The sequence below is a fragment of the Amycolatopsis sp. NPDC051758 genome, assembly GCF_044453095.1.
In the GTDB taxonomy this organism is placed as follows: Bacteria; Actinomycetota; Actinomycetes; order Mycobacteriales; family Pseudonocardiaceae; genus Amycolatopsis.
This window is the reverse complement of sequence record NZ_JBITCJ010000002.1, coordinates 1,063,956-1,077,272: the sequence shown is the minus strand read 5'-3', so window position 1 is coordinate 1,077,272 and position 13,317 is coordinate 1,063,956. Positions and strand designations below refer to the sequence as shown.

General features: G+C 72.5%; 16 protein-coding genes. 4 read left to right on the top strand and 12 right to left on the bottom strand.

The features are described 5' to 3' along the window. Positions 1-2 precede the first annotated feature (2 nt). From ACIA5G_RS13990 to ACIA5G_RS13960, 7 genes are all read right to left on the bottom strand, one after another. On the bottom strand, positions 3-833 hold the full coding sequence (locus ACIA5G_RS13990; protein WP_395923222.1) for an ABC transporter permease subunit: 831 nt from the start codon (positions 831-833) through the stop codon (positions 3-5). Then, a complete protein-coding gene (locus ACIA5G_RS13985) occupies positions 830-1,798 on the bottom strand; it encodes an ABC transporter substrate-binding protein (protein ID WP_395923221.1) in 969 nt (322 codons plus the stop codon). Before ACIA5G_RS13985 ends, ACIA5G_RS13990 begins: the two co-directional genes overlap by 4 nt. A 137-nt stretch (positions 1,799-1,935) precedes the next feature. Beyond that, the gene (locus ACIA5G_RS13980; RefSeq protein WP_395923220.1) at positions 1,936-2,640 is read right to left on the bottom strand and encodes a DsbA family protein; all 705 of its coding nucleotides are present in this window, start codon (positions 2,638-2,640) and stop codon (positions 1,936-1,938) included. Positions 2,641-2,643: 3 nt separating this feature from the next. Continuing rightward, entirely contained in the window at positions 2,644-3,072 is a 429-nt protein-coding gene (locus ACIA5G_RS13975; protein WP_395923218.1) for a cupin domain-containing protein, read from the bottom strand. 10 nt (positions 3,073-3,082) lie between these two features. Next, positions 3,083-3,505, bottom strand: a complete 423-nt coding sequence (locus ACIA5G_RS13970) for an RrF2 family transcriptional regulator (RefSeq protein ID WP_395923216.1) — start codon at positions 3,503-3,505, stop codon at positions 3,083-3,085. 8 nt (positions 3,506-3,513) lie between these two features. Then, positions 3,514-4,149, bottom strand: a complete 636-nt coding sequence (locus ACIA5G_RS13965) for an alpha/beta hydrolase (RefSeq protein WP_395923215.1) — start codon at positions 4,147-4,149, stop codon at positions 3,514-3,516. Beyond that, positions 4,146-5,255 (bottom strand): LLM class flavin-dependent oxidoreductase, encoded by a 1,110-nt coding sequence (locus ACIA5G_RS13960; RefSeq protein WP_395923213.1) that lies wholly within the window; start codon positions 5,253-5,255, stop codon positions 4,146-4,148. The genes ACIA5G_RS13965 and ACIA5G_RS13960 overlap by 4 nt, the downstream gene beginning before the upstream one ends. A gap of 161 nt (positions 5,256-5,416) precedes the next feature. Between ACIA5G_RS13960 and ACIA5G_RS13955 the strand changes: the two genes are divergently transcribed. Beyond that, positions 5,417-6,553 (top strand): acyl-CoA dehydrogenase family protein, encoded by a 1,137-nt coding sequence (locus tag ACIA5G_RS13955; RefSeq protein ID WP_395923212.1) that lies wholly within the window; start codon positions 5,417-5,419, stop codon positions 6,551-6,553. Between the two features lie 4 nt (positions 6,554-6,557). Here the strand turns inward: ACIA5G_RS13955 and ACIA5G_RS13950 are convergent, their stop codons facing one another. Further along, a complete protein-coding gene (locus tag ACIA5G_RS13950; RefSeq protein WP_395923211.1) occupies positions 6,558-7,310 on the bottom strand; it encodes an SDR family oxidoreductase in 753 nt (250 codons plus the stop codon). Between the two features lie 122 nt (positions 7,311-7,432). On the opposite strand from ACIA5G_RS13950, the gene ACIA5G_RS13945 reads away from it, so the two are divergent. After that, positions 7,433-7,774 carry a winged helix-turn-helix transcriptional regulator gene (locus tag ACIA5G_RS13945; RefSeq protein WP_395923210.1) on the top strand — a complete coding sequence of 114 codons (342 nt, stop codon included), beginning with the start codon at positions 7,433-7,435 and terminating at the stop codon, positions 7,772-7,774. Positions 7,775-7,781: 7 nt separating this feature from the next. Here ACIA5G_RS13945 and ACIA5G_RS13940 read toward each other — a convergent pair whose 3' ends face one another. Beyond that, positions 7,782-8,429, bottom strand: coding sequence for a phosphate signaling complex PhoU family protein (locus ACIA5G_RS13940; protein ID WP_395923209.1), 648 nt, complete (start codon positions 8,427-8,429; stop codon positions 7,782-7,784). 36 nt (positions 8,430-8,465) lie between these two features. On the opposite strand from ACIA5G_RS13940, the gene ACIA5G_RS13935 reads away from it, so the two are divergent. Beyond that, on the top strand, positions 8,466-8,957 hold the full coding sequence (locus tag ACIA5G_RS13935; protein WP_395923208.1) for a GNAT family N-acetyltransferase: 492 nt from the start codon (positions 8,466-8,468) through the stop codon (positions 8,955-8,957). 18 nt (positions 8,958-8,975) lie between these two features. Beyond that, the gene (locus tag ACIA5G_RS13930; protein WP_395923206.1) at positions 8,976-9,578 is read left to right on the top strand and encodes a flavin reductase family protein; all 603 of its coding nucleotides are present in this window, start codon (positions 8,976-8,978) and stop codon (positions 9,576-9,578) included. Between the two features lie 6 nt (positions 9,579-9,584). Here ACIA5G_RS13930 and ACIA5G_RS13925 read toward each other — a convergent pair whose 3' ends face one another. The 3 genes from ACIA5G_RS13925 to ACIA5G_RS13915 form a co-directional block, all read right to left on the bottom strand. Further along, positions 9,585-10,706: an LLM class flavin-dependent oxidoreductase gene (locus ACIA5G_RS13925; protein ID WP_395923205.1), complete on the bottom strand. Its 1,122-nt coding sequence runs from the start codon at positions 10,704-10,706 to the stop codon at positions 9,585-9,587. Beyond that, positions 10,699-11,760: an LLM class flavin-dependent oxidoreductase gene (locus ACIA5G_RS13920; protein ID WP_395923203.1), complete on the bottom strand. Its 1,062-nt coding sequence runs from the start codon at positions 11,758-11,760 to the stop codon at positions 10,699-10,701. The genes ACIA5G_RS13925 and ACIA5G_RS13920 overlap by 8 nt, the downstream gene beginning before the upstream one ends. Positions 11,761-11,878: 118 nt before the next feature. After that, positions 11,879-13,279 carry a PLP-dependent cysteine synthase family protein gene (locus tag ACIA5G_RS13915; protein ID WP_395923202.1) on the bottom strand — a complete coding sequence of 467 codons (1,401 nt, stop codon included), beginning with the start codon at positions 13,277-13,279 and terminating at the stop codon, positions 11,879-11,881. Positions 13,280-13,317 lie beyond the last annotated feature (38 nt).

Sequence of the window (13,317 nt, the reverse complement as noted above, 5' to 3'; positions counted from 1 at the left end):
CCTCAGGCGGTCAGGCGGGCGTAGGTGGGGTGCCAGCGCAGCAGGCGGCGTTCGAGCAGGCGGGTGACGAGGTCACAGAGGATCCCGATCACGGCGTAGATGATGACGACGAGCACGATCACGTCGGTCTGCAGGAACTCCCGGGCGTTGGTGGCCATGAACCCGAGCCCGGCGTCGGCGCCGAGGGTCTCCGCGATGACCAGCGCGAGCCAGGCCGCGGTGAGCGACAGCCGCAGCCCGCCCAGGATCGAGGGCAGGGCGCCCGGCAGAACCACCCAGCGGATCTGCGCGGCCCGGCCCAAGCCGACGACGTCGGTCATTTCGAGGAGCTTCGGGTCGATCTGGCGGATGCCGAGCACGGTCGTCAGGTACAGCGGGACCGCGGTGCCCAGCGAGATCAGGAAGATCTTCCCGGCCTCGCCGATCCCGAACCAGACGATGACCAGCGGCAGGATCGCCAGGAACGGGACCGCGCGCACCATCTGGATGCTGCGGTCGAGCAGCGCTTCGGCCACCCGGGACAGCCCGACGAGCAGGCCCAGCGCGAGACCGAGGCTCGCGCCGATGGCGAACCCGGTGGCCGAACGCTGCAGGCTGGCCAGGAGGTTGGTGACCAGCTCGCCGTCGGCGAGGAGGTCCCCGGCCTTGGCCAGGACACTGCTCGGCGCCGGGAGCACCTGCTTCGGCAGGACACCGGTCCGGGCCAGCAGTTCCCAGAGCGCGAGCACGGCCACCGGCGTCAGCCAGGAGACCGCGCGGTACGGGAACCCGCGGCTCCGGGCGCGCGTGCTCGCGGGCAGAGAGGCCGAAGGGACGACCACGGCGCGCGTCACCGCGGATCGATCCCCGAGTCGAGGTACTCGCTCAGCTTCTTGCCGCCGGGGAACAGCCCCTGCTGGACCCAGGTGTCGTAGGTCTTCTGCAGCTGGGCGGCGAGCGCGGCGTCGACCGGGATGCGCTGGTAGGTCGTCTCGTCCGGCCGGACCTGGGTGGCCACGGCAAGCGGCTGGTGCGCGAATCCTGCGTACCACTTGTCGAACGCGTCGGGGTTGTCCTTCGACCAGGTGTAGCTCTTGTCGACGCGGCTCGCGAAGTCCTGGATGGCGGTGCGCTTGCGCGGGTCTTCCAGCGCCTTGTCGGTCGCGGAAAGCACGTTGAGGCCGGAGTTGATGCCGGCGCCGTCGGACAGCACGCGGGCGCCGAGCTCGCCACGGGCGCGGGCCGCGTAGACGCTCCAGGTGGCCCAGGCGTCGATGTTGCCGCTCGAGAAGGCGCCGTTCGCCTCGGCCGGGGCGAGGAAGTTCAGCGTGACGTCCTTGTCCGACAACCCGGCCTGCTTCAGCGCGCCGATCACCAGGTAGTGCGCGACGCTGCCGCGGGTGGTGGGGGAGATGCGCTTGCCCTTGAGATCGGCGACGGTCCGGGCCGGGCTGTCCTTCGGCACCAGGAGGTAGGTGCCCTTGCCGCCGTTGCTCCAGGCCGCGGCGACCTTGATCTTCGAGCCGCCGGCGATCGCGGTGACCGTGGGGGAGTCGTTGGCGCCGCCGATGTCGATCGCGTCGGCGCGCAGGGCCTCGTGCAGGTTGACGGCCGCGGCGAACTGCGACCATTCGATCCGGTACGGCAGGTTGTCGAGCAAGCCGGCGGCCTTCAGCCGGGACTGCGTGGCGCCCGTCTGGTCGCCGACGCGCAGCACCACCTCACCCGAGGCGTCCGATGTGGACGATCCGCACGCGGTGAGCGTGGACAGGCCGAGCAGGGCGGCCACGAGCAGGGCGAGCCGGGGTTTCGAAGGCATGCGGGAACTCCCCAATACGGTGTCGCCGGAGGAAAAACCGGTGGCGCGGACCAAATGGTCACCGGCGTGTGTCTATTCTGCCGAGAGACCGGGGAGAGTCAACGCTCCCGAGCGGGTTCCCACGAGCCGGGAAAGCTCTACTGTGGACAGTCCTCGAGCGGGACGCCGGTGGCCGCGCGCACGGCGTCGGCGTACTCCCGCAGCGGCCGCCAGCCGGGCACGACGAACCGGCCGCCGGGGCCGGTGAAGGTCAGCGTCGGCAGGGCGTAGCGGACGTGGTGCTCGAGGTGCTTCGCGCGGCCGCTGTGCGGCCCGGGCGCGGTGATGTCGAGGACTTCCGGACACGGATTCCGGGTTTCGCGCCAGTCCTCGCGAACGGCCTGGCGGACTTCGTCACTCAGCATGGCGGCGTGCAACGCCGCGAGGTCGAGGCCGGGGACGCCGTCGACGGCGGCGAGCACACGATCGGTGGTGTCGGCCGGGGTGCCGAGGACGAACGTCGTCTCGCGCAGCCGGCTCAGGACGAGGTCGGCGACCGTTTCCCCTTGGGCCTCAGCGGCTTTTGCGGCCAGGGAAGCCGGCCAGCTCGTCCGCGTCACCCAAGCCAGGTGGGGCGGTTTCGGGGCACCGGTGTGCTCGGTGACGCCGTTGATGAACTTCAGGTACCAGGCGGCCTCGGCGGCCGGATCCGGCGCCGGGTCCTCGTCGTCGTCGAAGAGGATGCCGAACACCCGGCGCCACCGGGCGTCCGGGAGTTTTCCGCGCAGCCGGCGGAACTTCGGCTCCGAACCCCACGCCCACGGGCAGGCGGGATCGGTGTACTCGACGACTTCGAGCGCCACGACTCAATCCGTGGGGACGTCGACCGGGGACCAGAGGCTCGGCAGGTTGACCACGATGCCTTCCTGGCTGCTGCGCGCGATGATCACCACCGCCTCTTCCTCGGTCGGGTTCTCTTCGCGGTGCGGCACGTACGGCGGCACGAAGATGTAGTCACCGGGCCCGGTCTCGATGCGGATTTCCTCGTCGCCGTCGGCGAAGACGAACACCGGGTGGCCCGACTTGACGTAGATCGCCGTCTCGGCTTCGCCGTGGTGGTGGTCGCCGGAGTTGGTGGTCGGCGCGACGTGGGTCTCGCCCATCCAGACCTTCGACGACCCGACGGTCTTGCCGGAGATCGCCTCCAGGCGGGTCATCCCGGTCGTCTGGTTCGTGTCGCCGGTGAGGTCCGCGCCGCGGATGTGGCGCAGCGGCTGGTGCCAGAGGTCGGTCATCGGAGTCCCTTCAGGTGGCGACGCGGTCCGCGGCCGCATCGGTGAGCAGGTCGGCGAGGGTCGTCGCGCGCAGGAGGGTGTCGAGGCCGGCCTCGACGCCGGACCAGAACGGCGTGAGCCCGGCGGCGGTGCCGTGGTAGGCCAGGGCGGGACGTGGTTCGCCGCGGACGGAGAGGAACTCGCCGTCGACCGCCACCACGGCGTCCCGCACGGTGATCTCCGCGGCGGCCCTGGCCAGCCAGTAGCCGCCCTCGCAGCCGCGCTGGCTGCGGACCAGCCCCGCCTGGCGCAGGTCGCGCAGGACGGCCTTGATGAACCGCGCCGGGATGTCCTGGGTGGACGCGACGGCTTCGCAGGTGATCGGCCGCGTGGTGTCCGCGGCGAGCTCCAGCAGGACCCTGATCGCGTAGTCCGCCCTGGCCGAGATGCGCATGCCCGCCATCATCCCCGGACCAGGGCCGGTGTGCTCGTTCCGGCCCGCAGCCATTCCAGGAACTGGACGACCTCGGCGGCGACACTGCGGTGGTCGACGTCGTTGAGCACGTCGTGCCGGCCGCCGGAGACGAGCACGAACCGGCCCTGGGGCAGCTTCGCCGTGTACGCGCGGGCGGCTTCGGGGTCGGCGACGCGGTCGGCCCCGCCGTGCAGGACCAGCACCGGAACCGCCGGTTCGGCCACCGGTCCCGGTGCCGGTTCACGCAGCGCGTCACGCGCGAACCGGTCGTCGCCGTCGAGGAGGGCGCGGTGGACCGGGCACGCGGTCCGGGCGTCCAGCTCGTCCGCCCAGTCGCCCGGCCCGTCGAAGGGCAGGCCGCTGGCGATCACCGCGGCGACCTGCTGTTTTGCCGCCAGATCGAGGGCCCGGACGGCACCGGTGTCGTGCCCGAGCAGCACGACGGGCGCCGGACCGGCGGTGTCGGCCGCGTCCGTCGTGACGCGGTAGCCGTCGAAGGCCAGCCGGGCGCCGAGCCGGGCGTAGAGGGCAGGGTGCTCACCCCGGCCGGGCAGCAGCACGACGGTGCCGCGGACCGTGACGCCTGCGGCCGGCGCCCACTGGATCGGTTCGACCAGGGTCATACGGCGGCCGCCGTGGCCGGCTGCCGCTCGCGGCGGGCCAGCTCGGAGCGGACCAGCGGCAGCAGGTGCCGGCCGTAGTCGATCGCGTCGTCCAGGGGGTCGTAACCGCGGATCAGCAGGGTGGTGACGCCGATGTCGACGTAGTCCAGCAGCGCCTTGGCCACCGTCTCGGGCGTGCCGACCAGGGCGGTGGAGTTGCCCGCGGCGCCGGTGGCCGTCGCCGTGGGAGTCCACAGTGCACGGTCGTGCCGCTCGGCCTTCGCGGCGGCGGCCAGGAGCCGGACGCTGCCGACGTTGGTCGGCGCGCCGCCGTCACGCCACTCGCGGGCCGCCTTCGCCGCGCCGGACGCGGTGATCGTGTCGAGGATCCGCTGTGCGCGTTCCCAGGCGAGGTCTTCGGTCGGGCCGAGGATCGGGCGGAACGACACGCTGATCCCCGGGAGTGTGAGCCGACCGGCGGCCTTGGCCGCGGCCCGGACGGCGGTGATCTGCTCGGCCGTCTCCTTCAACGGTTCGCCCCAGAGCGCGAAGACGTCGGCGTGCTTGCCGCCGACCCGGTAGGCCGCTTCCGACGAACCGCCGAAGTACACCGGGATCCGCGGGTTCTGCAGCGGCCGCACCTGCGGGGTGTAGTCGTCGAGCCGGTAGTGCTTGCCGTGGTGGGAAAACGCGTCGCCGGAGGTCCAGGAGCGCTTGAGGATCTCCAGGTACTCGTCGGTGCGCTCGTACCGCTCGTCCTTGCCGAGGTAGTCGCCGTCGCGGGCCTGCTCGACGTCGCTGCCGCCGGTGATGGTGTGCACCGCGACGCGGCCGCCGCTGAAGTGGTCGAGGGTGGCGAACGCGCGCGCCGCCAGCGTCGGCGCGACGAACCCCGGGCGGTGCGCGATGAGCAGGCCGAGGCGCTCGGTGTGGGCGGCCGCGTAGGCCGCCACCTGCTGGCCCTCCGGCCAGCCCGCGCCGTAGCCGATCAGCACGCGGTCGAAGCCGCCGTCCTCGTGGGCGCAGGCGAACCGCCGGACGTAACCCGGGTCGATGACCGGCCCCCTGGCCGGCCGGGTCTCGCTCGCGTCCCGGGTGCCGATCATGCCGACGAACTCGACGGGCATCTGCTTTCCTTTCGCCGCAAGACAAACGCATCGGTAGGGAACGGCACCGGCCCCCGCGCTGTCAATTGGGCATCTCCAGGTGTCCATTTGCTGGACGCCCCTGGCCACCGGCGTTCCGGGCGGCTTATGGTCTCGCCGCACCCGACCCTCCGGAGGAACTCGTGACCACGAGCGTCGCCACCGTGCCCGCGCCCGACCTGGCCGTGTTGCCGTCGATCGTCACCGGGCTGGCCGCGCGCGCCGGCGAGCACGACCGCGAAGGGACTTTCCCGCACGAAGGCGTCGAACTGGTGCACGCGGCGGGATTGCTGACGACGACGGTGCACCCGCGGTACGGCGGTCCGGGCGCCGGCGTGCTCGACACGGCCCGGCTGCTCGCCGAACTCGGCCGCGGCGACCCGTCGGTCGCGCTCGTCACGGCGATGACGCTGTTCGTCCACGCCGGGCAGGCGACCGCGCCGTCGTGGCCGGACGACGTCTACCGCGAGGTGCTGGCGGAGTCGACGCGGCGGCCGGTCCTGATCAACGCGCTGCGCGTGGAACCCGAACTCGGCTCGCCGACCCGCGGCGGCCTGCCCGCGACGATCGCTCGCCGCACCTCGGACGGCTGGCGCCTGTCCGGCCGCAAGATCTACTCGACCGGCTCGGTCGGCCTGCGCTGGATGATCGTCTGGGCCCGCACCGACGAGCCCGAGCCACGGGTCGGCGGGTTCCTGGTTCGCGCCGACTCCCCGGGCATCACGATCGAGCCGACCTGGGACCACCTGGGCCTGCGGGCGAGCGCGAGCCACGACGTCGTCTTCACCGACGTCCCGGTGCCTTCCGGAGCCACCGCGGGACTGTCCACACCGGACAAGCAGCGACCGCCGGTGCTCACGTTCCCGCTGGCGCTCCCGGCGCTTTACCTTGGTGTGGCACGCAACGCGCTGGACTGGCTCACCGGCTTCCTGCGTGAGCGGGTGCCCAGCGGGCTCGGCAAGCCGCTGGCGACGCTGCCCCGGTTCCAGACCGGTGTGGGGGAGATCGCCGCCCGGATCACCGGGGCCCAGGAGATCCTCTTCGGCTTGGCAGCCCGGGTGGACGACGGCGAACCCGGCACGCACGCGGGGGTGGCCAAGGTGCTGGCCACCCGCCTGCTCATCGAAGCGGTCGAGCAGGCCGTTGCGCTCGCGGGCAATCCGGGTCTGACGCACGGCAATCCGTTGCAACGGCACTATCGCGACGTGCTGTGCAGCCGCGTCCACACCCCGCAGGACGACGCGGTGCTGACCGGGCTGGGCCGTTCGATCCTGGGGTGAGCGCTCAGCTCGCCGGTCCGCCGACGAGGACCGACCAGCCGCCGTCGACCCGCAGGACGGTCCCGGTGGCCGGGCGGAGCGCGGGATCGGCGGCGAGCGCCACCGCGGCGGCGACGTCTTCGGGCTCGAGAACGCGGCCCAGCACCGATTCCCGGGCGAGCAGCGCACCGCGTTCCCCGGCCAGCAGCTCGGCGGTGGCCGGGGTGCGCACCGCCCCGGGTGCGACGACGAGCACGCTGACGCCGTCGCGTGCGCTTTCCGCGGCGACGTGCCGGGCGAAGGTGGTCAACGCGGATTTTGCGGTGCCGTGCGCCAGCCGTCCGTCACCGACGTAGTCCGCGGCGGTGCTGCCGATGTAGATCAGGCGGCCTTCACCCTGGCGCCGCATCGGTTCGAGGACACGCTTGGTGAGGTGGAAGGCGCCGGCCAGCTCGCCGGTGACCTTGGCCGCGAACGCCGTCCAGGACAGCTCGGCCAGCGGTGCGAACGGTGGCGGAGCGGTGTTCGCGTTGAGGACGACGGTGTCGATCCGGCCGTGCTCGGCGAGGATCCCGGTCACCAGCGCGTCCACGGCGGCCGGGTCGGTGACGTCGGCTCGGGCGCTCGACGCGTTCCCGATGTCCTGCACCACTTCGGCCGCCGCGGCCGAGTCGGTGCGGTAGTTGACAATCACGTGGTGCCCGCGGGCTCCCAGCTGCCGGGCGACGGCCGCGCCCAGGCCGCGGGCGGCTCCGGTGACGAGTGTGGTCGTGGGCATGGTGTCCTCCCTCGTGAGCAGGTCACTAACCTAGGGAGAGCGCGGGTGCGGGGGAATGCGCTCACCTCCCGGTGTGGTCCTCACCCGCGGGTGAGCGCGCAGGCCGGGAAGGTGGGGGAGACGTGCTGGGTGACGTGTTCCACAAGGACTGCCCGGCTCGTGAGGTGCTGGGCCACCTGGCCGGCCGGTGGGCGATCCTCGTGCTCACCGCGCTGCTGGCGCACCCGCGCCGGTACCACGAGCTGCGCGCGGTGGTGGCGGGGATCAGCGACAAGAGCCTGTCGGCGACACTCCGGTCGTTGCAGCAGGACGGCCTGGTGTGCCGTGAGGTCGGCGAGGGGCAGCCGCCGACGGTGACGTACTCGGTCACGCACCTGGGCCGGGGTGCCGCGGCGGCGTTGACCCCGCTGCTGGACTGGATCCGCGCGAACGCGGAGGAGATCACCGCGCGCCGGACACCCTGACGTTCGGCTACGCGGTGGGCGCCTCGCCCGTCTCGGCGAACTCGAGGCGTTTGGCCACCGACACGGTCTGGTCGGCGAAGCGCTCGTGGAAGCGGGCGATCAGGGCGAGGCTGCTGGCCGCCTGGACCCCGTGCGTCCAGTTCTCGTTCGTGATCGCGGCCAGCACGCGGGAGTGCAGGGCGTCGACGGCGTGGTCGGTTTCGTCCAGCTCGGCGTAGCCGCCCTGGGCGTCACCGAGGATCAGCTCGCCCACGCGGTCGGCCATGCCCGCCGCGATTTCCCCCATTTCGGTGAAGACTCCCTCGAGCTCGGCGGGGACGGCGTGGTCGGGGTGGGTGAAGCGGGCCGTGTCGGCGACGTGGGCGGCGAGATCCCCCATGCGCTCGATCTTCTCTGCGCAGTACACCGCGGCGAGGATCGTGCGCAGGTCTCCCGCGACGGGCGCCTGCAGCGCGAGCAGCGACTGGGCCTGCTCTTCGCAGGCCTCACGGGCGCGGTCCAGCTCGTCGTCGGCGGTCAGGACCTGCTCGGCCAGCGGCAGGTCGGCGGTCAGCAGTGCCCGGTTCGCCTGCCGCATGGACTCGGCGGCCAGCCGGCACATCCCGCCCAGCTGTTCGCCGAGCCGGGCCAGGTCGCCGTGGAAGTTTTCCCGCATCGGGGCAGACTAGCGGCCGCTGGATAGGCTCGGGGAGTGCCCGACCTGATCGCGCCCACCACCCGCCTGCACTCGGCTTGGCTCGACGCCCACGCGGAATGGGGGCCGGGTGTCCACGAGGACGGCTTCGGGTTGCAGCCGACGGACGACGTCGGCTCGCCGGCCGGCTTCTCGGCCTGGGTCACGCGGCTGGCGGCCGACGAGAGCTGCACCTGCTGGTGGATCGTGGAGGACAACGTGGTGCTCGGCGGAATCGCGCTGCGGCACGGGTCCGGTGAGTTCGTGCGGCGGGCCGGTCACATCGGCTACGGCCTGAGGCCGTCCGCGCGCGGACGAGGGCTGGCCCAGTGGGCGTTGAAGCGGGTGCTCGGGGAGGCGCGGTCGCTCGGTGTCGAGCGCGTGCTGCTGGTCTGCGCGGCCGGCAACGTCGCCTCGATGAAGACGATCGAACGCTGTGGCGGGGTTCTGGAAAGCGCTACCGAGCCCGGCGCCGCGCGGCGGTACCGGATCGAGATCACCCGGAACTGACACGGAATCGGGAGCACGATGTACAGCAGCAACACCGACGCCGATCACGACGGGTTCGTCTGGATGGTGAAGAACGCCGTGGTGCCGCGGCCGATCGCGTGGGTCAGCACGGTGAGCGAGGCCGGCGTCGCCAACCTCGCGCCGTTCAGCTACTTCGCGCCGATGACCATGGACACGCCGACCGTGGTGTTCTCGGTGTCCGGCCGGACGGACACCGTGGCCAACATCCTCGCGACCGGCCAGTTCGCCGTGACGATCGCGCTGGCCGGGCAGGAGGAGCTCGTCGCCAGGACCGCGGCCGTGGTGAGCCCGGACGTCGACGAGGCCTCGCACGTCGGGCTGACCTGGGCGCCGGGTGTCGGCATCGCGGTGCCGCACCCGTCGGGCGCCGGGCCGAGCCTGGAGTGCGAGCTGGTGACCGTCCAGGACTTCAAGGGCTCGAAGCTGGTCTTCGGCGAGGTGCTCGGCGTCGCGGTCGACGACCACCTGCTGCGCGAGGACGGCCGGCTCGACCAGGACGTCTACCACCCGGTCGGCCGGCTGGGCGGCGCGACCTTCACGAGGGTCGACAACTGGGTGCGGCACCCGATCCCGTCGCCGGACGAGTTCTTCGCCGGGTGACCCGGTTCAGTCCCGGTACCACTCCTGCGCGAGCAGTTCGTAGGACCGCACCCGGTCGGTGTGCCCGTGGGTGATGGTGGTGATCACGAGCTCGTCGGCCCCGGTCGCCTCCTGCAGCTGCCGCAGCCGGGCCGCCACCGTCGCGGGGGAGCCGGCGAACTGGGTGTCGACGCGGTCGGCGACCAGCGCGCGGTCCTCGTCGCTCCACACGTGTGCGGCGGCCTCCTCCGGGGTGGGGAAGGGGATCGCGCCCTCGGCGCGGCGGACACTGCGGACCCAGAGGCCGTACCCGGCGGCCAGTTCGCGGGCGGTCGTGTCGTCTTCGGCGACGACGACGTCGGCCGACACCGCGACGTACGGCCGGCTCAGGGTTTCCGAAGGCCGGAACGCCTGCCGGTAGGCCTCGACGGCTTCGAGCACGCCGGACGGGCTCACGTGGTAGTTCGCGGCGAAGCGCAGCGCGTTGTGGCCGGCCACGGACGCGCTCTGGCCGCCGCTGCTGCCGAGGATCCAGACTTCGACCTCCGCGCCTTCGCCCGGCACCGCGTGCGCGTCCAGCCCCTCGGCTGACCGGTAGGTGCCGGCGAGCAGCGCGAGGATGTCGTCGACCTGCTCGCCGTAGTCGGGCGACTCGGCGCCGGGCTGCTGCAGGAGCCCGAACGTCAGCCCGATCCGCGGTGACCGCACCAGCTTGCCCATGTCGGGCCGGTCCGGGACGAGCAGGCCGTTGGCCGGCTGGGCCGGTGTCGCCGGCCGCGGGGCCGCGGCGGCGAACTCGCGGATGAGCTGCTTGCCGCTGCGGCCGAGCCCGAGGTCCAGCCGGCCCGGGTGGAGCGCTTCGAGGAGACCGAACTCCTCCACCACGGCCAGCGGCGTGCGGTGCGCGAGCTGGACACCCGCCGACCCGAGCCGGATCCGCGTGGTGGCCCCGGCGACGAGCGCGATCAGCACCGGCGGCGAGGCGCCGGCGACACCCGGGTTCAGGTGGTGTTCGGCGAACCAGTAGCGGTGGTAACCGAAGCGCTCGGCCTGCTGCGCGAGGTCCACCGTGTTGCGCACGGCCTCGCCCACGTCGGACCCGGAGCTCACCGGGACGAGGTCCAGCACCGACAACGGGACTTCAGGCATGACGGTCCTTTCCGACGGGCCACGGCGGATCGGGGATCTCCTGGCGGAGCACGGGCGCGATGTCCGACTGGAACAGTTCGAGGGTATCGCGGTGCTGTCGTGCGGTGAGTCCGTCGCGGTCGGCGTGCAGGTGCATCACCTGGTGCCCGAGTTCCTTGTGGTACCGCAGGACCTTGTCGGTGATCTGAGCCGGGCTGCCGATCAGGGCCGAGCTGCGCTCGGCGAAGTCTTCGAGCGTCCGGAACACCGGTTCCAGGCCGAGCCGGGTCTGCAGGGCCAGCCGGCTCTCGAAGATCGGCCGGTAGACCTCGAGCGCTTCTTGCGACGTCTTGGCGGCGTAGTAACCGGCGGTCCCGGCGCCCACGACGAGATCCGCCGGGGCGTGGCCGTGGTGGACCCACCGTTCGCGGTAGTAGCGGACCAGCTCGGCGTAGGGCTCGACGGGATTGGTGACGTTCGCGGAGAAGAGCGGATCACCCCACTTCGCGGCGAGGTCGACGGACTCTCGGCTGGTCGCGCTGCCGTGCCAGACGCGGATCGGCTGCTGCAGCGGTCGCGGCCAGACCTCGGCGTCGGTGAGCGACGGCCGGAACCGGCCGGACCAGGTGACCTTGTCTTCGCGCCACAGCTTGCGGAACAGCTCGTAACCCTCGGCGTTGCGGTCCCACTGGTCGTCCGGCGTGACGTGGAACAGCTCGCGCTGGGCGGCGCCGTTGCCCTTGCCGATGATCAGCTCGAGCCGGCCGCCGGAGAGGTTGTCCAGGGTCGAGTAGTCCTCGAACGCGCGGACCGGGTCGAGCAGGCTCAGCGTGGTGACGGCGGTGAACAGCCGGATCCGAGCCGTCCGGGCGGCGATGTGGCTGAGCACGACCGGAGGTGCGGAGGAGATGAACGGGCGCTCGTGCCGCTCGCCGACGCCGTACCCGTCGAAGCCCAGTTCTTCGGCCAGTTCGGCGTTCGCGACCACTTCGCGGAACCGGTCGCTGGTCGGGGTCAGGACGCCGGTGACCGGGTCCGGGACGTGGGTGATCAGGGTGATGAGCAGGAACTTCACGCGGCCGCCCCTTTCCTTCCCCGGCCGGGGTCGTCCCAGTGTGCGCCGGAACCGGCCCGCCGGGCGGGGACGGCCAGGGAGTGGGACGGCGGGAGAATCCTTGCTGCGAACGGAATGGTCAGGAGCCGAGCAGTCGTTTGCCGATCGAGCCGGCGACGCGCCCGTCGACGAGGACCCAGGCGGCTTCGTGGGTGCCGAGCCGGGACGCGGCTGCGCGGCGGCCCTCACCGATCCCGATGGCGGGCAGCGGACCCGTGACGTAACCGGCGATCGGGTCGGCCGGCCGGGCCACCCCGGCCCGGACCATCAGGCCGAGCTCGTCGACGTCGAGCGCGCCGGTCACCTCCGCCACCGACGGTGGTCCCGGGACACCCGGCCGGTCCGGGCCGACCGGCCACAGCGGCCCGGCGCCGGGATGCCGATCGGCCAGGGCGAGCGCGTCGCCGACCGTGGCCGTCGCCGCCAGTCCGGGGGCCGGGTTCGCGAACGGTCCGGCGAGGTCCGCCACGGTCGGCTCGTCCCCGCGGTCGTCGAGGAAGCCGAGCCGCCGGAGCCAGTCGTCGTCGTAGTACTTCGACAGGTACGAGCGGCCGGAGTCGGGCACCACGACGACGATCAGGTCGTCCGGGCCCAGCCCGGCGCCCACCCGCAGCGCGGCGGCGACGGCGGTGCCGGCCGAAGCGCCGAGCAGCAGTCCTTCCTCACGGGCCAGCCGTCGTGCGGTCAGGATGGACTCACGATCCCCGATCGCCTCGACCCGGTCGAGCACGTCGCGGTGGTAGGACTGCGGCCAGAGGTCCTCGACGGTGTCCGGGTGCAGGTAGTGCCCGATGCTCTCGACCAGGTAGGGACTGCCGTTGCCGCCCGAATAGACCGAGTGCTCCGGATCGGCCCCGATCACCTGCACCCGGCCGTCGCTGACCTGCTTGAGGTGGGCGCCGGCCCCGCTGACGGTCCCGCCGGTGCCGATCCCGGCGACGAAGTGGGTGACCCGGCCGCGGGTTTGCTGCCAGATTTCGGGCCCGGTCGTCGTGGCGTGGGCGGCCGGGTTGGCGGGGTTGTCGTACTGGTCGGCGAGCCAGCCGCCGCGTTCCTCGGCGATCCGGCGCGCGACCTGCGAGACGTGGGCCGGGTCCTCGCGCGGCACGGCGCCGGGGGTGACCACGACGTCGGCGCCGTAGGCCCGCAGGATCGTGATCTTCTCCCGGCTGCTCTTGTCCGGCAGGACGACGGTCAGTCGGTAGCCCCGCTGGGCGGCCACGATCGCCAGCCCGATCCCGGTGTTGCCGGACGTGCCTTCGACGATCAGCCCGCCGGGCGGCAGGGCGCCCGAGCGCTCCGCGTCGAGGACCATCGAGAGCGCGGCGCGGTCCTTGACGCTCCCGCCCGGGTTGAGGAACTCGGCCTTGACGTAGATCCGCGGCCCGTCCGGCGGCGCGATCCGGGCGAGCCGGATCAGCGGCGTCCCGCCGATCGCCTCGAGCACGGAGTCGAACGCGTCGACGTCATCGGAGGCCATGCGGCACCACCTCGGTTTCGGGTGACTCCACAGCTATC